The following is a 19,494-nucleotide window of genomic DNA, read 5'->3' as shown; positions in this document are numbered from 1 at the left end:
CACCCGCCGGGCAGGCCGGACCGGGAGTCCCGCGCATCCGCCGGGTGTGACCGACCGGGGCCCGTGACGGACCGGGGGTGGCGGCCGGACCGGGCCGCGACGACGCGTCGGCGGGGGTCAGCGGCCGAAGAGGGGGGCCAGGACGAGCTGGGCCGCACCCTCGGCGACCGGGTGGGCCGAGCCGTCGGCCAGGGCCACCGGGACCACGGGTTCGCCGGCGCGCTCGCCGAGCTCCGCCAGCACGGCGCTCACGCCCCGGACGAACGGTTCCGCCGCCCCCGTCACCACCCGGCCGCCCAGCAGGACGCGGTCGATGTCCAGGAGCTTGACGAGGTTGGCGGCTCCGGCGCCCAGCACCCGGGCGGCCCCGGCGTGGTCGCCCCGGGCGACGGCGGCCAGGCACAGGGCCTCCAGGCAGCCGCGCCCGCCGCAGCCGCAGGCCGGGCCGTCGAGCTGGATGGTCTGGTGCCCGAACTCGCCCGCCCCGGTCCGCGCCCCCCGGTACACGGTGCCGCCGAGCACCAGGCCGGCGCCCAGCCCCGTACCGAGGTGGAGGTACGCGAACGAGTCCCCGCCCGCCCCGTCCAGCGCGATGCCCAGGGCGGCGGCGTTGGTGTCCTTGTCGAGCACCACGGGCAGCCCGAGCCGCCGGGCGAGCGCGGCGCGCAGCGGGAAGCCGTCCCATTCGGGGAAGCCGGTCACGCGGTGCGGGACGCCCGCGGCGTGGTCCAGCGGCCCGGGCATGGCGACGCCGACGCCCAGCAGCGGCCGGGAGGTGAGCGCGGCGACCTCGCCGGCGGCGACCTCGATGACCACCTCCGCCCCCGACCCCAGGTCCAGCGGGACGACGCTCGACGCCACGACGACGCCCGACAGGTCGACCAGGACCGCGGTGAGTTCGTCCCGGTCCAGGTGCAGGCCCACGGCGTGGGCGGCGCCGGGGACGAGCCGCAGCACGGAGGCCGGCTTGCCGCCCGTGGAGGCGCGGCGCCCCGCGTCGGCGGCGAGCCCCTCGCCCCGCAGCCTCGCGGTGATCTTGCTGACCGCCTGCGGGGTGAGCCCGGTCCGCTCGGCGAGCTCCGGGCGGCTGGCTCCCCGCTCGCCGGCCGTGCGCAGCAGGTCGAGCACGAGCGCGGCGTTGTGGCTCCGGAGGGCCGGCAGGTTCACACCCGTATCGCTGTTCACCGGTCCATTGTCGCGCCCGCTTGCACTTTGGCAACAGCGTTGCTTAAGTGGCGGGCATGACTGGTCGACCGCTGCGCGTCGGACTCGTCGGCTACGGCCTGGCGGGGTCCGTCTTCCACGCCCCGCTGATCGCCGCGACCGAGGGCCTCGTGCTCGACACGGTCGTCACCTCCAGCCAGGAGCGGCGGCAGCAGGCCCGTGACGCGTACCCGGACGTCCGGTTCGCCGCGTCGCCGGACGAGCTGTGGGCGCGGGCCGGTGAGCTGGACCTGATCGTCATCGCCTCCCCCAACAAGACGCACGTCCCGCTGGCCACCGCCGCGCTCCGGGCCGGGCTGCCGGTCGTCGTCGACAAGCCGGTGGCGGGCACGGCGGCGGAGGCCCGCGACCTCGCCGCCCTCGCCGAGGAGCGCGGACTGCTCCTCTCCGTCTTCCAGAACCGCCGCTGGGACAGCGACTTCCTGACCCTCCGCGGCCTGATCGAGCGCGGCGAGCTCGGCGACGTACAGCGCTTCGAGTCCCGCTTCGAGCGGTGGCGGCCCCGGCTCAAGGGCGGCTGGCGCGAGTCGGGGGCGCCGGAGGAGTTCGGCGGACTGCTGTACGACCTGGGCAGTCACGTCGTCGACCAGGCGCTGGTGCTGTTCGGCCCGGCCACGCGGGTGTACGCCGAGGCGGACGTGCGCCGTGAGGGCGCCGAGGCGGACGACGACACGTTCATCGCGCTCACCCACGCCGGGGGCGTCCGCTCCCACCTGTACGTGAGCGCCACCGCCGCCCAGCTCGGCCCCCGCTTCCGGGTGCTGGGCTCGCGGGCCGGGTTCGTCACCCACGGCCTGGACCCGCAGGAGGCGGCGCTGCGCGAGGGCCGGCGCCCCGGCCCCGGCTGGGGCGCGGAACCCGAGGCGCTGTGGGGCCGGATCGGCGCGGGCGAGTCCCCGCCGACCGGCGGCGGCACCCCGGTGCCGAGCGTCCCCGGCGACTACCCGGCCTACTACGCCGCCGTCGCCGCCGCGCTGCGCGACGGTACGCCCCCGCCGGTCACCGCCCGGGAGGCCGCGGCCGCGCTGGACGTCCTGGAGGCCGCGCGCCGGTCGGCCCGCGACGGTGTGACGGTGACCCTGTGAGCGCCGGCACCCCCGCACCGGACTCCCCCACCGTGGCGGAGCTGGAGGCCCAGCAGGCCCGCCTGACGCTGCCGCGCTTCACGTACGACGACGCCTGGACGCTCGGCACGCTGCTGGTCGACCTCGCCCGCGAGCGCCGCGCCCCGGTCGCGGTCGACGTCCGGCGCGGCGGGCAGCAGTTGTTCCACGCCGCCCTGCCGGGTTCGAGCGCGGACAACGACGCCTGGATCGACCGCAAGCGCCGGGTGGTCGAGCGGTACGCCGAGAGCTCCCTGCTCGTCGGCACCCGCTTCCGCGCCAGGGGCAAGTCCTTCGACACGGACTCGCGCCTGGACCCGGACCGCTACGCGGCCCACGGCGGCTCGTTCCCGATCACGGTCGCGGGCGCGGGCGTCATCGGCACGGTCACCGTCTCGGGCCTGCCGCAGCTTGAGGACCACGCGCTGGTGGTCGAGGCACTGGAACGCCTCACCGGCGCCCGATGAACCGGCGGGCCACCCCCGCCCCATGAGCCGGCGGGCCACCCCCCTCCCCCGAGGGGTGGCCCGCCTTCCCTTTCCGTACGGCCCCGTACGCCCCTCCTGGGGCGGCCGCGGTCAGGCGTCCTTGAGTTGCTGCCGCTGCCGCCCGAGCCCCTCGATCTCCAGCTCCACGACGTCCCCGGCCCGCAGGTACGGCTTCGGCTCCGGCTGCCCCATGGCCACCCCGGCGGGCGTGCCGGTGTTGATGACGTCACCCGGGTACAGGGTCATGAACCGGCTGACGTACCGCACGACCTCCGCCACGGGGAAGATCTGGTCGGACGTCGAACCGTCCTGCCGCAGCTCGCCGTTGACCCACAGCCTCAGCGACAGCGCCTGCGGGTCGGGCACCTCGTCCGCCGTCACCAGCCAGGGGCCGAGCGGGTTGAACGTCTCGCAGTTCTTGCCCTTGTCCCAGGTGCCGCCGCGCTCGATCTGGAACTCCCGCTCCGAGACGTCGTGCGCGACCGCGTACCCGGCGACATGGGCGAGCGCGGACTCCGCGGAGTCCAGGTAGCGGGCGGTACGTCCGATGACCACCGCGAGCTCGACCTCCCAGTCGGTCTTGCGGCTGCCGCGCGGCACGAGCACGGTGTCGTCCGGCCCGACGACCGTGTCGGCCGCCTTGAGGAACACCACCGGCTCGGCGGGGGTGGCCTGGCCGGTCTCGGCGGCGTGGTCGTGGTAGTTCAGCCCGATGCACACGACCTTGCCGACGCGCGCCACCGGCGGACCGATCCGCAGCCCCGTCGGGTCCAGCGCGGGCAGCACCCCCGCACCCGCCGCGGCCCGGACCCGGTCGAGCGCGGACGCGTCGGAGAGCAGGGCTCCGTCGATGTCCGGGACGATCGCGGACAGGTCCCGGAGGACCCCGTCCCGGTCGAGCAGCGCGGGACGCTCGGCCCCCGCCGTACCGACGCGCAGCAGCTTCATGGTCTTCTCCCTGTGGTCGAGGTAGGCCCCGGCCGATGGGGTGCGGCCATCGGAGGATTGGCCGATCCTCCAAGACATCGGATCACCCCGCAAGACCCCGTTCACCCACTGGACGCGTCACGGAACAGGTAGGCCCGCTCGGCGGCGGTCCACGCGGTGCTCGTGACGACGTAGAGCGCGGCGGCGAGCGGCACGACGGCGACCGTGATGAGCGTGCCGAAGGACAGCAGCGGCATGACCTTCCCCAGCCCGGCCCCCATCCCCCCGGCCATGCCCTCGCCGAGCTCCACCATCTGCCCCTTGGCACGCCGGTAGCCGTACGTGGCGATGGCGGCGACGATCACGAACAGGGCCACGTACACGAGCCCGGCGGGGCCGAGGACGCCGCCGTCCCGGAGGGCGTCCGCCCAGCGGCCGCCGAGCGGTGCGGCCAGCAGGGTGTGCCCGCTCATGCCGCCGCCCGAGAACAGGTGGTACATCAGCAGGAACGCGGGCGCCTGGAGCAGGCTCGGCAGGCAGCCGGCCAGCGGCGACACCTTCTCCTCGGCGTGCAGCTCCAGCACCGCCCGCTGGAGCCGCTCGGGGTCCTTGCCGTGCTTCTTGCGCAGCTCGGCGACCCGCGGGGCCAGCCGCGTCCGCGCCTTCTGCCCGCGCGCGGCGGCCCGGGACAGCGGGTGCACGGCGAGCCGTACGAGCAGGGTGAAGACGACGATGGCGGCGGCGGTGGCGGAACCGTGGAACAGGGGCTGGAGCAGCGCCGCGAGCTGCTCGACCAGCGAGGCGAAAACGGACATGGGAAGGAGCCCTCCGGGGGTCTCGTCGTACCGGGGATCTGGATCTCGGCATGACGGAACCGCGCGGGGAGGTAGCGCGAAGCGCCCGGAGTACCGGGGAGTCGGTGGTGCGTACCCCTACGCGGCCGTCGGGAGGGGACGGCCGGGTGCTCGGGGCCGCCGGCGCCCGGAGGCGTCGGGATCGCGCTGGGGAAGGAACGCGGTGCGTTGCTCACGGTCGCGGATGGCCGTGCGCACCCGGGTCGGGGGCACGGCGGGCACGGACCGGGCGGCGAGGACGGCGCACGCGACCAGCCCGGAGGCCACGGCGGCGAGCGCGACGGCCGCGGAGAGGGTGCCGCCCTCGGCGTACAGACCCTCGGCGCAGAGGAACAGCAGGAAGCCGAGCAGACCGCAGCGGGCCAGCCGTGCGACGAGACCGCTCATGACCGCTCCCCCCTTCCTCTCCTGCTGACGCGGGCGCATCGACGGGAGCTTCCCCCACACGACGAGCCGGTACGCAGAACTGTACTCGGGAGTGCACGAGGTGAGGGGCCGACCGTGACCACGGGATCGGCCGCGACCCGCAGCCCCCGGGACCACCGTCACGCCCCGTCGTCGCCGTACCACCACCGGTGTCCGCCCGCGCGCGGCGGCACCCTGGGTGGTCGCCCGTCAACCCACCGGAGCCGCGCCGCACGGCAGTACGGTGTCACCCATGCGCCCCGACACGCCTGCCGATCACATCACCGAAGCCGAGCGTCTGCTGCGCACCGCGGCGCAGTACCCCGAGGACCGCGAACCGCTGCTCCTCCGGGCGGCCGCCCATCTGGAGCTGGCCGGCGACCGCGCTCGGGCGACGACGCTGTACGACGACCTCCTGGCCGCGACGCCGCCGCCGGAGGACCCGCACCTGGTGAAGGCCCTGAAGGCGGCCAATCTCTGGGAGTACGGGCACGAGGCCGAGGCCCGGGCCATCATCGACGGCCTCCGGGCGACCCCCGTGAGCGACGCCGCCGCGTGGGAGATCGTCGCGGAGACGCTGGAGGCCCACGACGAGCTGCCGGCCTCCGAGGCGACCTTCACCACGGCGGTGACGGCGCTCATCCCGTCCCCGGACGACGAGGTGCCGTACGCGCACCAGTCGCTCCTCATGGGCCGCCACCGCGTGCGCCGCCTGCTCGGGCTGCGCCACGACGACTGGGACGTCCTGGCGGACCGCCTGCACACCGGCTCGGTGCCGCTGGACGAGCTCCACGACCCCAAGCGCCTGTGGTCCCTCGGCTCCTCGGACCCGGCCGAGCTCCAGGCCGAGATCGCCCGTCTGCGCAGTGAGCTCGGCTCGTACCGCACGGCCCTGTCGCGCCCCTTCCCGGTCGCGGTCCTCCTCTGGCCGGCCGACGAGCTGGACGAGCTGCTGGCCGCCTACCCGGAGCTGGAGTCGGAGTACCCGACCCACGAGGCCCACCTCACCGATCTGGAGGCCTCCCTCCGCGAACTCGCGGCGGCGGGCACCCCGAACCTGGGCGTGGTGCAGGGCACGGTCCCCTCGTACGAGGCTTTCGCCGCCTCCGAGTCCACGTCCCCTTCCAACGCCGCGCTCCTCCCCCAGTACGCCACCACCCTCGCCGCCCGCGGCCGCGCCACCCCCTGGCCCCCCTCCCGCACGGCCCCGTGCTGGTGCGGCTCGGGCACGAAGTACGGCGACTGCCACGGGACGGCGCGGATCTGACCGGCAGGCAATCGGACCGTTCCCCTCCGCCGGTCCCTGTCCATGCAGTAATTTCGCCCTCAACTACTGCATCGACTGGCCCCTGTTCCCCCACACAGCTCCAGTCCCTGTGTGCGAGGGAGACGTGTCCCATGACCAACGCGTACCAGCAGCCCGCCGCCCGCCCCCTGTCCCGCATGAAGCGCGTCTGGGCGGGCGGCCTCCTGCTCCTCCTGATCGGCACCGGCTGCGGCGCCGTGACCGCCGAGGACGCCGCCAAGCCCACCACCAAGGCCGCCCCCGCCCCCACGGTCACCATCACCACCACCGCCACGACCACCGCGACACCGGCCCCCGCCTCGGCGGTCAGCGTCACCGAAACGGTCACGGCGACGGCGACGATCACCCACCAGGCCCCGGCAGCCACCCAGGACGACCCCGCCACCATCGACTCGGGCTCCGACAGCGGGGGCGACGTCTACTACGCCAACTGCGCCGCCGCCCGCGCCGCCGGCGCCACCCCCGTCCACCGCGGCGACCCGGGCTACGCCCGCCACCTCGACCGCGACAACGACGGCGTCGGCTGCGACAACGGCTGAGCGGTGCAGATCGTCGGACTTCACGGGACGCGATCGGCCAACTGGCGGCCCCGACAGCAATGTTGACGGTCGGACTCTGATCAATTCACGTTCCGTTGTCAGTACGTCTTGGTAGAACGAGTCCAACGATCACGTGCACCGGGAGCGAGCCATGCCTCAGATCGGCAGCGATCCATCGACCCTGTCAACAGGGCTGTACGAGCAGCTCATCACCGTGCGGCTGGCACAGCAGCTTGCCGATGCTGCCGATCAGGGTTGGCACCTGATCAGTGAGGAAGTCGGGCCGGAGTCGACCCCCCACGTCTTGGCCAGACACGTCGCGGAAACAGTGCGCCACGTGCTGCGCGGCATGCCGGCCGAAGAGCGTGTGCACGCGGCCAACCACATCCTGGAGTCCGTCAGCACGTTGCAAGGCGCCCGGGAATGGGTGGAGCTGGTCGCCGACGGCCCCCGGGAACTGCTCGCACTGGCCCGACAAGAAGCCCCCGGCGTCTACGCCGTACGGCCGGCGACACCGCTCTCGGACACTGCGCTCATCACCAACGCGCCCGAAGACCCCAGTCTGGGTTTCGAGCTTCGTTCCGAGATCGCCACGGCTGACCGCATCGACCTCCTCTGCGCCTTCGTGAAGTGGCACGGGCTGCGCATCATCGAGCAGTCCTTGAGGGCGGCCTGCGAGCGCCGGGTGCCCATACGGGTCATCACAACCACCTACATCGGCGCCACCGAGCGCCGCGCACTGGACCGTCTGGTGCAGGAGTTCGGCGCCGAGGTGAAGGTCAACTACGAGACGCGTTCCACTCGCCTCCACGCCAAGGCGTGGCTCTTCCGTCGTGACACCGGTTATGACACGGCTTACGTCGGCAGTTCCAACCTCTCAAAGGCAGCACTACTCGACGGCCTGGAGTGGAACGTGCGCCTCTCGTCCGTCGCCACCCCCGATGTGATCCGCAAGTTCGAGGGCACCTTCGATGCCTACTGGAACGATCCCTCCTTCGAGACCTACGACCCGGAACGGGACGGGCCCCGTCTCGATGAGGCGCTGACCGTTGCTGGTGGGGCACCGTCCGCCTCATCGGCCCGCATCACGCTGTCGGGCCTGGAGGTGCGGCCGTACCCGCACCAACGGGACATGTTGGAGCGGCTCGACGTCGAGCGGGCCGTCCACGGCCGCCACCACAACCTCCTGGTGGCCGCGACCGGCACCGGCAAGACGGTGATGGCCGCACTCGATTTCAAGCAGCTCCGCAAACGGTACGGGCGTGAGCTGCGACTGCTCTTCGTCGCCCACCGCAAGGAGATCTTGCAGCAGTCGATGCGGACCTACCAGGACGTCCTGACCGATGCGAACTTTGGTGAGCACTTCCACAGCGGCGACATCCCGGAACGGTGGACGCATGTCTTCGCCAGCGTGCAATCGTTGAACGCCCGCGCCCTGGAACGACTGGCGCCCGATCATTTCGACGTCATCGTCATCGACGAGTTCCACCACGGCACCTCACCGACGTACCGCAAGATCCTTGACCACTTCCAGCCGGTGGAACTCCTCGGCCTGACCGCCACTCCCGAGCGGATGGACGGCAAGAACATCCACGACGAATTCTTCGATGGAAGGATCGCCTCCGAGATGCGCCTGTGGGAGGCGCTGGAGAACGACCTGCTCAGCCCCTTCCACTACTTCGGCATCAGCGACACCACCGATCTGAGTGCCGTGCAGTGGAAACGCGGGGGCTACGACGCGACCGACCTCGGCAACGTGCTGACCGGTAACGACGCCCGTGCGCGCTTGGTCGTCAAGTCGGTGAAGGAAAAGATCGCCGATCCCTTCGCCATGCGGGCTCTGGGCTTCTGCGTAACCGTCGCCCACGCCCATTTCATGGCGGAGTTCTTCCGTACTGCCGGCCTGAACGCCGTGGCGCTCTCCGGTGAAACGCCTGCCGAGCAGCGCCAGAAGGCTCTGGCCGACCTCCGGGCCGGCAGTATTCAGGTGATCTTCTCGGTCGACCTCTTCAACGAAGGTCTCGACATCCCTGACGTCGACACCCTGCTCCTCCTCCGCCCGACTTCCAGCGCCACCGTCTTTCTCCAGCAGCTGGGACGGGGACTGCGACGCAGCGAGAACAAGGCTGTCCTGACCGTCCTGGACTTCATCGGTCAGCACCGCAAGGAGTTCCGCTTCGAGAACCAGTTCCGAGCACTCACCAACCTGACCAGGAAGCGACTCCTGGCAAACATCGAACACGACTTCCCTCAGTTGCCTTCCGGATGCCACATCGTTCTCGAGGAGAAGGCGAAGAAGACCATCATCGCGAACATCAAGGAGCAGATCGGTGTCAACGTCACGGCCTTGGCCCGCGAGGTAGCGGATTACGCCCTCCCGGAACTCAGCAGCTACCTCGCGGAAAGTGGGCGCGAGCTTAAGGAGCTGTACCGAGGCAATGGCAACTCCTGGACCGGCCTGCTGCGCCGCGCCGGGCTGCTGAAGACGGACCCTCCGGAGGGCGAAGCTGCTCTTCTGAAGCGCGTTCCGTCGTTCCTGCACGTGGACGACCCGCAGCGGGTCGCCGCCTACACCCGCCTCCTCGAGGACGATGCCCCCGCGTATGACGATCTCACCCCGCAGGACCAGGCGTACGCCCGCATGCTCTTCTTCCAGCTCTGGCCGCTCGGCGGCACCACGAGGAAGGGCTACGGAAGCTATGACGAGGGATTCGCCACCCTCCGCGACCAGCACGCCTTCCGCCGCGAGCTGCGCCAAGTCCTGGCGTACAACCTGGAACACACGGAGCACGTGCCCATCCCGCTGGCTGACGAGCACGCTGGTCTCCCCTTGACCGTGCACGCCTCCTACAGCCGCGAGGAAATCCTGCCCGCTCTCGGCCAGTCCTTCATCGGCGGCTTCATGCCCGCCGACTTCCGCGAAGGCGTGAAGTGGTGCGAGTCCATCAAGACGGATGCGCTGCTCATCACCTTGGAAAAGGACGAGAAGGACTTCTCGCCGCAGACGCGCTACCACGACTATGCCCTCAGCGAGACGCGCTTCCACTGGGAGTCACAGAACCAGATCTCCGACACCTCCCCCACCGGAATGCGCTACCAGAAGCACGTCGCGCAGGGCAGTCACGTGCTGCTCTTCGTCCGCCGCTACAAGAGTACGGACATAGGCGGTGCCCAACCCTGGATGCTGCTCGGCCCGGCGGAGTACGTACAGCACACCGGTAGCAAGCCGATGGCCATCACCTGGCAGCTCCGGCACGAGATCCCCGCTGATGTCTACACGTACTCGGCGATCGCAGCGGGCTGAACCTCCGCGTGGAGGGGGGATCAGTCGGCGGCGGCTTGTAAGAGGGCGAGTACGACCGGGGTGTGGGGGAGTTGGGCCGCGGTGATTTCGGTGCGGAGGTCGGCGGGGCGGCAGAGGGCGTGGTGGGCGAGGTCGGTGACCAGGGTGGTGGCGGTGTCGGGGGTGAGGTGCGGGACGGCGTCGGTGACGGCTCGGGCCGGGGGTGCGCAGGCCAGGCCGTCGACGGGGACGCGGCGGGTGGGGCGGTGGGTGGGGCGGACGCGGGTGTAGGCGTGGCCCCGGGGGGCCGTGCGGTGGGTGACCAGGACGTCGACCTCGGCGGTGGTGGGGGCCGACGGCAGGCCGTACAGGGCGAGGGCGGCCGGGCCGGTGAGGAGGGCGTCGGGGCCGGCGTACAGGAGGGCGCCGCGGAGGCGTTGGCGGGGGGTGGGGGCGGTGGTCTGGAGCGTGACCACCCGGGGCAGGAGGCGGCGCCAGGGGCCGGCGGGGCGGCAGTGGGCGGCGATCACGGAGGAGGCGCAGCCCAGGTCCATGAGCTGGTGGACGGTGGCGACGCCGTCCTGGGCGACCACGAGCGGGTCGGTGGCGAGGAGCTGCGGCGGGATGGGGGTCGGCATGCGCGGTTCGTGCCCGCGGGGGGCGGGTGGCTACCCGCGGGACGGCCGTCCGTTACGGGATGGTGGCAGGAAGGGTCCTGCACATCCGGCGGTACGCCGGCCCCGCGGCCGTGTCGGCGGGGCGGCGCGCGCGTTGGAGCACGGCGGCGGGGTGTGCGTGCGCCGCCCGGCAGCCACGAACATCACCGAACGACAGGTGGACACCCCATGACCCGTCCGACGCGCCCGCTGCTGATCGGCCTCCTGTGCTCCGTCGCCGGGGCGCTGCTCGTGAGGGGCGTGACGCTGCTCCTCCCCGACGTACCGGAAGGGGCCGCCCTCGGCATGGTGCTCGGGGTCTCCGTCGCCCTGGGCTGCGGGGTGTACGCGCGCACCCGCCGCGGCCGCCCCCGGCCGCCGCGTTAGCCTCGGGCGGAGGCATGTCGTACGACGAAGGGCAGGCGACGGAGATGGCAAGGGTTCCGGCAACGGTGGTGGCGGCGGGCGGGCTCGTCGGCGGGTACGCCGTGGCGCGGTGGACGAAGAAGCGGCCGCTCGGCGGGGTGGCGCTGGCGGCGGCCGGCGCCGTGGCCGCGCGGGAGTGGAAGCAGCGCAGCGGCGGGAAGGCCGCGGCGGGGCTCACCGCGGCGTACGTGGCTGCCTTCGCCGGCTCGCACCCGCTGGCCAAGAAGGTGGGGGCGTGGCCCGCGGTGTTCTCGGTGGCCGGGGGCATGGCGGCGGCGTCCTGGGCGGTCAGCCGGAAGAGCGGTTGAACACCCGCGCCCCGGCGCACGTATAGCACAGCACCTCCCCACAGTGGCTGGGCGGGTGACCGGTCGGGCAGGGGCCGGTCCCCCGCCCGGCACGTCCCCCACGAGCGGGGGAGGGACGCGCCCGGGCCGGACGGCCGGCGGGGTCAGCCGCCCAGGGCGTGCGACACGGTGTAGATCAGCAGGCCGGCCAGGGCGCCGACGACCGTGCCGTTGATGCGGATGAACTGGAGGTCGCGGCCGATGTGCGCCTCGATCTTCTTCGACGTCTGGTCGGCGTCCCAGCTCGCGACCGTGTCGCTGATCAGCGAGGTGATCTCGGCGCGGTAGGTGGTGACCACGTACACCGCCGCGTCCTCGACCCAGCCGTCGACCTTGGCCTGGAGGCGGCCGTCGGTGGCCAGCCGGTTGCCGAGCTTGAGGAGGGAGGCGCGGGCGCGCAGGCGCAGCTCGCTGCGCTCGTCCTCGGCCGCCGAGATGATCATGGCGCGTACGGAGGCCCACGCCGAGGCGATGATGTCCTGCACCTCCGGCCGGGCCACCAGGTCGGACTTGAGGCGCTCCACCCGGCTCCGGGTGTCCGTGTCGCCCTGGAGGTCGGCCGAGAAGTCCGTGAGGAACCGGTCGAGGGCGCCGCGCGCCGGGTGGCCGGGCATGTCCCGCATCTCGGTGACGAACCGCAGCAGCTCCTTGTAGACGCGCTCGCCGACTTTCCGGTCCACGAACCGTGGCGTCCAGCCGGGCGCCCCGCCCTGCACCGCCTCCATGATCGAGTCGGCGTGCAGGACGAGCCAGTCGTGGGCCCGGTTGCAGACCAGGTCGACCGCCCCGCGGTGGGCCCCGTCGGCGACGACCCGTTCCAGGGCCTTGCCGAGCCCGGGGGCGATCTCCGCCGCCTCGGCCCTCCGGGTGACGGCCTCGCCCACCACCGCCTGGACGTCCGCGTCCCGGAGGACGGTCAGCGCGCCGCGCAGCGCTGTCGACAGCTCGGCGGTGACCCGGTCGGCGTGTTCGGGCTCGGCCAGCCAGGCGCCGAGGCGGCTGCTGATGCCGAGGGCGTGGAGCCGGCCGCGGACGACGCCCTCGGAGAGGAAGTTCTCGCCGACGAAGGAGCCGAGCGAGGCGCCGAGCTGGTCCTTCTTGGTGGGGATGATCGCCGTGTGCGGGATGGGCAGGCCCATGGGGCGGCGGAACAGCGCGGTCACCGCGAACCAGTCCGCCAGCGCGCCCACCATGCCGGCCTCCGCCGCGGCGGCGACGTAACCGGGCCAGCCGGTGACGCCGGAGTTCCCGGCCCACGTGGCCAGGACGTAGATCAGCGCGACCAGCAGCAGCAGGCTGGTCGCCGTGATCTTCATCCGGCGCACGCCCCTGCGCTTCTCCTCGTCCGCGGCCGTGTACGAGAAGGCGACCAGCGGCGTCTTCGTATGGTTCATCCGGTTCCACCCGTCCCCGCGCATGCGTACCTCAGTCCCTACCTCAGGTACTCCTCAGCCGCACGGCGAGTTCCCGCCCGCACGGGCCGGCACACCCGGACGGTCACGCCCCTGACGACACACCGGGCCCTGGAGGGCGGGTGGCCGGGCCGCTGCGGGCGGGTTGGCTGGGCGGCCTGGCGGGCCGCTGCGGGCGGGGGCCGGGGCCGCTGGCGGAGGCCGGGCCCCGGCCGGGATGCGGGCCGAGACCGGCGGGAGCCCGGCGCGCCGGGCCGAGACCCGCCGGGACCCCGGCGCGGCGGGCGGACCGGCCAGGAGCCCGGCCATGGGCCCCCGCCCGGTCATTTCCCGAGCTGCTTGCGGGCCGCCTTCCGCTCCTTGCGCTTCACGTCCACCCCGCCCATCAGCGCGAACCCGGTGACCCGGACGCGCGGCGAGCCGGGCGTGCCCCCGCCCGAGCCCCGGTCGTCGAAGCCGCCCATGAAGCCGAAGCCGGTGACCTCCACGTGCAGCTCGGGCGGGACGACCACCTGGATGCCCCCCATGACGGCGAAGCAGCGGATGACGACCTCCCGGTCCTCGAAGTCCGCCTCCCGCAGGTCGATGTCGCCGCCGGCCTGGAGGACGGCCGCGGTGAAGCGGCGCGCGACGGTCCACCTGCCGCGGCGCCCGAAGCCGCTCCAGAAGGCGAAGGCACCCCTGGAGGTGGCGGGCTTCCCGATCCGGGCCGGCCAGTTGCCGTCCGAGGCCCCGGCACGGGTCGCCCCGTCCCCGACCGCCTGCGGCAGGTCGCGCACGAGCGGGACCAACTCGCCGTGCGTACGCGCCTTGTACGCCAGGTCGAGACGCTCCTCGAACTCCGCCATGTCCAGGCGGCCCTCCGCCACCGCGTCCCGCAGCCGCTCCGCGATCCGCTCGCGGTCGGCGTCCGAGGCCCGCATCTCGGGCAGTTCGCTCGTCATACGAACAGACTAGTGCGGGGTGCGGTCACCGGCCCGTTGATCGTTCGGCATACATCTTGGCGATCACCGTCTCGATGTCCGGCTCCCGCACCGACAGGTCCACCAGCGGGTACTCGGCGGCGATCCGCGCCACCAGCGGGGCGGCCGAGCGGGCGGCGGGGAAGGCCAGCCACTGACGCGGGCCGTCCACCCTCACCACCCGGGCGCCGTCGGCGGAGATGGGGGGCAGCTCCCGCTCCAGGTCCACGACCAGGGTGCGCTCGCTCTCGCCCACCTCGTGCAGCCCGCCCAGGGGCCCGTCGTACATCAGCCGCCCGTGGTCGATGACCATCACGCGCTTGCAGAGCTGCTCGATGTCGGTGAGGTCGTGCGTGGTGAGGAGCACCGTCGTGCCGCGCTCGGCGTTCAGGTCCCGGAGGAAGTCACGCACCTTGGCCTTGGAGATGACGTCCAGGCCGATCGTCGGCTCGTCCAGGTAGAGGACCTCGGGGTCGTGCAGCAGCGCGGCCGCGATGTCGCCCCGCATCCGCTGCCCCAGGGAGAGCTGACGGACCGGCACCTCCAGCAGGTCGGCCAGGTCGAGCAGTTCGACGCACCGCTCCAGGTTCTCCCGGAAGCGGGCGTCGGGGATCCGGTACATCCGGTGGACCAGACGGTACGAGTCCCGCAGCGGCAGGTCCCACCACAGCGTCGTCCGCTGCCCGAACACCACCCCGATGCGGCGCGCCAGCCGGGTCCTGTCCCGGGAGGGGTCGATGCCGGCCACCCGCAGCCGGCCGCCGCTGGGGGTGAGGATGCCGGTCAGCATCTTGATGGTGGTCGACTTGCCGGCCCCGTTGGGCCCGATGTAGCCCACCATCTCGCCGCGCGGCACCCGGAAGCTGATTCCGTCGACCGCGCGGACCCGGTGCCGCTCCCGTCGGAAGCGGCCGGCCTTGCGGCGTACGTCGAAGACCTTCTCGACGCCGTCCAGTGCGATGAAGTCCTGCATCCCTGCTCAGCTCCCCGTGCTCCGGTACGAACGAACCCCCACCCGCCACGCCAGCCCCGCCACCACCCAGAACACCGCCGCCACCAGCGGCGACGCGAACACCGCCCACACCGGCAGGCCCGCCGGTGCCTCGCGCCCCAGCACGTACAGTGCCGGGACCCAGTTCACGAAGGCGAGCGGCACCACGTACACCACGCCCCGGACCAGGTCCTGGGCGAAGATCACCGGCGGGAACTGGAGCAGGTTGTTGCCCCCGTAGGTGAAGGCGTTGGCGACCTCCGAGGCGTCCTGCGCCCAGAACTGGAACGCCGCGCCCATCACCATCACCGCCGAGAAGATCAGCCATCCGCTCAGCACCATCAGGGGCACCAGGGCCACCCGTGCCGGGGTCCAGTCCACGTCGAGGAGGACCAGCGACCACACCAGCACCATCAGCCCCTGCGCCACCCGCCCCAGGCGCCGCAGCGCGAACCGGTCCGCCGCCACCTGCGCCAGCACGGGCGCCGGCCGCACCAGCAGCGTGTCCAGCGTCCCGTCCCGCACCCGCCGCCCCAGCCGCTGCACCTGACCGAGCACCAGATCCGCCAGTCCGAAGGCCGTGCCGGTCGTCCCGTACAGGAAGGCCACCTCGGCGAACGAGAAGCCGCCCAGCCCGCGGACCTGGCTGAACATCAGCAGGATGACCACGAAGTCGAAGCCGGTGGCCACGAAGTTCGACAGCAGCGTCATCGCGAAGGAGAAGCGGTACGTCATGGTGGACCGCACCCACATCGCGGCGATCAGCCCGTACGCGCGCAGCCCCGCGCCCGCCTCAGCCACCCTGGACCACCACCCGCCGGGTCGCCGCCGCCTGGAGCACCCGGCCCGCCGCCAGCAGCACCAGCGCCCAGCCGGCCTGGAACGCGTACGCCCCCATCAGCCCCCATCCCGTCCGCTTCTCCAGGAACACGTCCGCCGGGACCTGGAGCAGCGACGCCCACGGCAGCGCCCGCGCCACCTCGCCCAGCGCCCCGGGGAAAACCGTCAGCGGCAGCAGCATCCCCGAGAAGAACATCCCCGACAGCCAGGCCACCTGCACCACCCCGGCCCCGTCCATCAGCCAGAACGCGCTCAGCGCCACCAGGAACCAGACGGCGAAGCTCACCACCACACCCAGCGCCACCGACACCAGGAAGGCGAGCCAGGTCCACGGGTGTTCCGGCAGGGCCAGGTCGAAGACGAGCGCGCCGACCGCCATCGGCGCCACCCCCCGGCCCAGCAGTTGGAAGCCGGCCCGGCCCAGGGAGACCGACAGCCACCAGAGCTGGAGGTCCGCCGGGCGGTAGAGGTCGACGGCGATGTCGCCCGTCTTGACCCGCTCCATCAGCTCGTCCTCGAACCCGCCGCCCATCAGCCCGCAGGTCGCCAGCAGGGCCTGGCCGATCCACACGTAGGCCAGCGCCTCGGCCATGTCGTACCCGCCGAGACCGGGTCGCTCGTCCCACAGGGCGATGTAGGTGTACGTCAGGATGAAGCCGAAGACGGTGTTGGTGAACACCCCGGCGGCGGTCGCCACCCGGTACGTCGCGTAGCGCCGGAACCCGCCCGCCGCCACGGCCGCGTACAGCCGCATCCCCTGCTCCCTCCCGCGTCCCCGGTACGGCCGCGTCCGGTACGCGTGCGTCGGGTCCGCCCCCGTCCGGTACGCGCCGCGTACGCGTCCGGCACATACCTGCCCACGTCCCGGCACGCGCCAAAGCCGAGGAGCCTAATGGGCCCCGATGCATGTCCGCGAGCGGTTTTCGGCTGCCGTTGCCGGGGTTGGGCGGGTGGGCCGTGCACTATGAAGGGACTGCGCAAATCGCCCCATAATCGACTAAACAGGCCGGAGACCATGAGCGACGAGCCACCGCAGCCGGGCTGGGAGCCCCGCGACCCGACCGTTCCCGGGCGAGGCCCCGACACCCCCGCCCGGCCGGCCGGGCAGACCGACCACGGCGACGGGAGCACCCCGGACGCGCGGAACGCGCGGAAAGCCACGGGCTCAGCAGGACCCACCGGGGCGGCGGGAGCCGACGACACGCAGGGGGCCGAGGGTGCCCGGGCGGCCGAGGCGGCCGGCACCAAGAGCGCCGCGAGGGACGGGAAGCCCGGCACCAAGGGCGCCGCGCGATCCGGCAGAACCGCGCGGTCCGGGAAGAACGCACCGGACGGGAAGGCCGGCACCGCCGCACCGGGCGGCAGGACCGCACCGGACGGGAAGCCCGGGAAGACCGCGCCGGGCGGGAAGCCGGGGAAGAACGGGAAGGCGGCGCGGAGGAAACGCACCGGCTGGCGCCGCCTCCTGCCGACCTGGCGGATGGTCCTGGGCGCCTCGCTCATCACCGCCGTCCTGCTGCTCGGCGGCTTCTTCGCCGGCTACCACCTCGTCGACATCCCGCCCGCCAACGCCGCCGCCACGGCCCAGTCGAACGTGTTCCTCTACCGCGACGGCACCCCGCTCGCCCAGAAGGGTGACGTGAACCGCGAGAACGTACGCCTCTCGCAGGTCCCCGCCACCGTGCGGCACGCCGTACTCGCCGCCGAGGACCGCGACTTCTACTCCCAGCCCGGCGTCGACCCCGAGGCGATGCTCCGCGCCGCCTGGAACACCCTCACCGGCAAGGGCACCCAGGGCGGCTCCACCATCACCCAGCAGTACGTCAAGAACTACTACCTCGGCCAGGAACAGACCCTCGTCCGGAAGGTGAAGGAGTTCTTCATCTCCATCAAGCTCGACCGGGAGAAGAGCAAGGACGCCATCTTCCAGGGCTACCTCAACACCAGCTTCTACGGCCGCAACGCCTACGGGATCCAGGCCGCCGCCCGCGCCTACTACGGCAAGGACGCCCAGGAACTGACGACCGCCCAGGGCGCGTACCTCGCCGTCCTGCTCAACGCGCCCAGCGCCTACGACGTCGACGGCCGGCCCGAGAACCGCGCCAAGGCGGTCCGCCGCTGGAACTACGTCCTGGACGCCATGGTCGAGGAGAAGTGGCTCAGCCCCGCCGCGCGCGGCGCCACCGACTTCCCCGACCCGGAGGAGGTCACCGCCACGACCGGCCTGTCCGGCCAGCGCGGCTACATCGTGCAGGCCGTCGAGGACTACCTCACCGCCCGCCACGTCATCGACCGCAAGACCCTGGCCCAGGGCGGCTACCGCATCACCACCACCCTGGAGCAGGACAAGCAGGAGTCCCTCGCGGCGGCCGTCGACGAACAGGTCGTGGCCCGCCTCGACACCTCCAACGAGACGGACCGCTACGTACGGGTCGGCGGGGTGTCCATCGAGCCCGCCGCCGGCGAGGTCGTCGCCATGTACGGCGGCATCGACTACACCCAGCAGTTCGTGAACAACGCGACCCGCCGCGACTACCAGGTCGGCTCCACCTTCAAGCCGTTCGTCTTCGCCGCCGCCGTCGACCACTCCTCCGTCACCCAGGACGGCGACCCCATCACCCCCAACACCCGGTACGACGGCACCAACAAACGCCGGGTGCAGGGCTGGAGCGGCGGCCCGTACGCGCCGGCCAACGAGGACGACGTCGACTACGGTCCCATCAGCGTCCGCACCGCCACCGACAAGTCCGTCAACGCCGTCTACGCGCAGCTCGCCGTGGACGTCGGCCCGGCCAAGGTGGAACAGACCGCCATCGACCTGGGCCTGCCCGCCGACACGCCCGACCTCAACCCGTCCCCCTCCATCGCGCTCGGCCCCGCCACCGCGAGCGTGCTGGACATGGCGCAGGCGTACGCGACCCTCGCCAACCACGGCAAGCACGGCGCGTACGTGCTCGTGCGGAAGATCGAGAAGGACGGGCGGGAGCTGCCGCTGCCGTCCTCCGGCAGCAAGCAGGTGATCAGCAGGGAGGCCGCCGACACGACCACGGCCATGCTGCGCAGCGTCATCGACGGCGGCACCGGCACCGCCGCGCAGGCGGCCGGGCGGCCGGCCGCGGGCAAGACCGGGACGGCGGAGGACGACAAGGCCGCCTGGTTCGCCGGCTACACCCCGGACCTGGCGACGGTGGTCACCGTGATGGGCCAGGACCCGGACACCGGGGCGCAGAAGCCGCTGTACGGGGCGCTGGGGCTGGAACGGATGAACGGGGGCGGGGCGCCCGCGGAGATCTGGGGCCAGTACACGCGGGCGGCACTGGAGGGCAGTCCGGTACGGGACTTCGACCTGGTCCTGGCCAAGGGCGCGGACGAGGAACCGGAGGAGGAGCCCTGGTCCTCGGAGCCGGGCGACCCCGAGGAGGTCCGGGACGCGAACGGCCGGGAGGCGGGCCGGGGCCGGGAGGAGGAGGACGGGTACGACGGGTACGAGGGGTACGAAGGCCCCGGCGCGCCGGGCGGCGACCGGGGCGCGGCGCGGGGCACCGGCGGGCCGGGCCCCGGGCGGAGCGGCGCGGCGGTGAGCACCGGCCCGGCACCCGGCACGAACGCCGCCGCCGTGGACCCGGCCCCCGTCCCGGTCACCCCCGCCGGTCCCCCGGGCGGTCCGGGCGCCGCACCACCCGCCCGCTGAGCCCCCGGGCCCGGCGGGCACCGGGGCACCGGTTCCGCGC

18 protein-coding genes are annotated in these 19,494 nt (G+C 72.9%); 8 read left to right on the top strand and 10 right to left on the bottom strand.

The window, feature by feature from the left end; genetic code table 11:
• Positions 1–117: 117 nt before the first annotated feature.
• Positions 118–1,185, bottom strand: coding sequence for an ROK family transcriptional regulator (locus ACZ7LK_RS00680; RefSeq protein ID WP_471137738.1), 1,068 nt, complete (start codon positions 1,183–1,185; stop codon positions 118–120).
• A gap of 56 nt (positions 1,186–1,241) precedes the next feature.
• On the opposite strand from ACZ7LK_RS00680, the gene ACZ7LK_RS00675 reads away from it, so the two are divergent.
• Both ACZ7LK_RS00675 and ACZ7LK_RS00670 read left to right on the top strand, forming a co-directional pair.
• Positions 1,242–2,309 carry a Gfo/Idh/MocA family oxidoreductase gene (locus tag ACZ7LK_RS00675; protein ID WP_392274497.1) on the top strand — a complete coding sequence of 356 codons (1,068 nt, stop codon included), beginning with the start codon at positions 1,242–1,244 and terminating at the stop codon, positions 2,307–2,309.
• Positions 2,306–2,794, top strand: coding sequence for a heme-degrading domain-containing protein (locus ACZ7LK_RS00670; RefSeq protein ID WP_471137736.1), 489 nt, complete (start codon positions 2,306–2,308; stop codon positions 2,792–2,794). The genes ACZ7LK_RS00675 and ACZ7LK_RS00670 overlap by 4 nt, the downstream gene beginning before the upstream one ends.
• A gap of 111 nt (positions 2,795–2,905) precedes the next feature.
• Here ACZ7LK_RS00670 and ACZ7LK_RS00665 read toward each other — a convergent pair whose 3' ends face one another.
• The 3 genes from ACZ7LK_RS00665 to ACZ7LK_RS00655 form a co-directional block, all read right to left on the bottom strand.
• Positions 2,906–3,763 carry a fumarylacetoacetate hydrolase family protein gene (locus ACZ7LK_RS00665; RefSeq protein WP_469463804.1) on the bottom strand — a complete coding sequence of 286 codons (858 nt, stop codon included), beginning with the start codon at positions 3,761–3,763 and terminating at the stop codon, positions 2,906–2,908.
• Between the two features lie 101 nt (positions 3,764–3,864).
• Entirely contained in the window at positions 3,865–4,557 is a 693-nt protein-coding gene (locus tag ACZ7LK_RS00660; RefSeq protein WP_392274494.1) for a YidC/Oxa1 family membrane protein insertase, read from the bottom strand.
• 117 nt (positions 4,558–4,674) lie between these two features.
• Positions 4,675–4,983 (bottom strand): DUF6412 domain-containing protein, encoded by a 309-nt coding sequence (locus ACZ7LK_RS00655; RefSeq protein ID WP_392274493.1) that lies wholly within the window; start codon positions 4,981–4,983, stop codon positions 4,675–4,677.
• A 271-nt stretch (positions 4,984–5,254) separates the two neighbouring features.
• Here ACZ7LK_RS00655 and ACZ7LK_RS00650 point away from each other — a divergent pair, with 271 nt between their 5' ends.
• From ACZ7LK_RS00650 to ACZ7LK_RS00640, 3 genes are all read left to right on the top strand, one after another.
• Positions 5,255–6,268 (top strand): SEC-C metal-binding domain-containing protein, encoded by a 1,014-nt coding sequence (locus tag ACZ7LK_RS00650; protein ID WP_392274492.1) that lies wholly within the window; start codon positions 5,255–5,257, stop codon positions 6,266–6,268.
• Between the two features lie 131 nt (positions 6,269–6,399).
• On the top strand, positions 6,400–6,846 hold the full coding sequence (locus ACZ7LK_RS00645) for an excalibur calcium-binding domain-containing protein (RefSeq protein ID WP_471137730.1): 447 nt from the start codon (positions 6,400–6,402) through the stop codon (positions 6,844–6,846).
• Between the two features lie 151 nt (positions 6,847–6,997).
• Positions 6,998–10,150 (top strand): DEAD/DEAH box helicase, encoded by a 3,153-nt coding sequence (locus tag ACZ7LK_RS00640; protein ID WP_471137728.1) that lies wholly within the window; start codon positions 6,998–7,000, stop codon positions 10,148–10,150.
• 20 nt (positions 10,151–10,170) lie between these two features.
• On the opposite strand, the gene ACZ7LK_RS00635 is transcribed toward ACZ7LK_RS00640, so the two are convergent.
• Positions 10,171–10,767: a hypothetical protein gene (locus tag ACZ7LK_RS00635; RefSeq protein ID WP_471137726.1), complete on the bottom strand. Its 597-nt coding sequence runs from the start codon at positions 10,765–10,767 to the stop codon at positions 10,171–10,173.
• A gap of 207 nt (positions 10,768–10,974) precedes the next feature.
• On the opposite strand from ACZ7LK_RS00635, the gene ACZ7LK_RS00630 reads away from it, so the two are divergent.
• Together ACZ7LK_RS00630 and ACZ7LK_RS00625 are read left to right on the top strand one after the other, a co-directional pair.
• On the top strand, positions 10,975–11,172 hold the full coding sequence (locus ACZ7LK_RS00630) for a hypothetical protein (RefSeq protein ID WP_469463791.1): 198 nt from the start codon (positions 10,975–10,977) through the stop codon (positions 11,170–11,172).
• A gap of 44 nt (positions 11,173–11,216) precedes the next feature.
• The gene (locus tag ACZ7LK_RS00625; protein WP_392274865.1) at positions 11,217–11,519 is read left to right on the top strand and encodes a hypothetical protein; all 303 of its coding nucleotides are present in this window, start codon (positions 11,217–11,219) and stop codon (positions 11,517–11,519) included.
• A 143-nt stretch (positions 11,520–11,662) separates the two neighbouring features.
• On the opposite strand, the gene ACZ7LK_RS00620 is transcribed toward ACZ7LK_RS00625, so the two are convergent.
• From ACZ7LK_RS00620 to ACZ7LK_RS00600, 5 genes are all read right to left on the bottom strand, one after another.
• Positions 11,663–12,952 (bottom strand): DUF445 domain-containing protein, encoded by a 1,290-nt coding sequence (locus tag ACZ7LK_RS00620; RefSeq protein WP_392274475.1) that lies wholly within the window; start codon positions 12,950–12,952, stop codon positions 11,663–11,665.
• A 341-nt stretch (positions 12,953–13,293) separates the two neighbouring features.
• On the bottom strand, positions 13,294–13,914 hold the full coding sequence (locus ACZ7LK_RS00615) for a DUF1707 SHOCT-like domain-containing protein (protein ID WP_392274474.1): 621 nt from the start codon (positions 13,912–13,914) through the stop codon (positions 13,294–13,296).
• A gap of 25 nt (positions 13,915–13,939) precedes the next feature.
• Positions 13,940–14,905, bottom strand: a complete 966-nt coding sequence (locus tag ACZ7LK_RS00610) for an ABC transporter ATP-binding protein (protein WP_469463789.1) — start codon at positions 14,903–14,905, stop codon at positions 13,940–13,942.
• A 6-nt stretch (positions 14,906–14,911) separates the two neighbouring features.
• Entirely contained in the window at positions 14,912–15,676 is a 765-nt protein-coding gene (locus ACZ7LK_RS00605) for an ABC transporter permease (protein WP_471138588.1), read from the bottom strand.
• 40 nt (positions 15,677–15,716) lie between these two features.
• Complete coding sequence (locus ACZ7LK_RS00600; RefSeq protein ID WP_392274472.1) at positions 15,717–16,517, bottom strand: ABC transporter permease; 801 nt, start codon at positions 16,515–16,517, stop codon at positions 15,717–15,719.
• A 261-nt stretch (positions 16,518–16,778) separates the two neighbouring features.
• Here ACZ7LK_RS00600 and ACZ7LK_RS00595 point away from each other — a divergent pair, with 261 nt between their 5' ends.
• On the top strand, positions 16,779–19,454 hold the full coding sequence (locus tag ACZ7LK_RS00595; protein ID WP_471137722.1) for a transglycosylase domain-containing protein: 2,676 nt from the start codon (positions 16,779–16,781) through the stop codon (positions 19,452–19,454).
• The last annotated feature ends 40 nt before the right edge of the window (positions 19,455–19,494 follow it).

The organism is Streptomyces sp. NPDC039423, assembly GCF_055598725.1.
The sequence above is the reverse complement of the archived record's forward strand: the minus strand, read 5'-3'. Positions and strand labels throughout refer to the sequence as shown.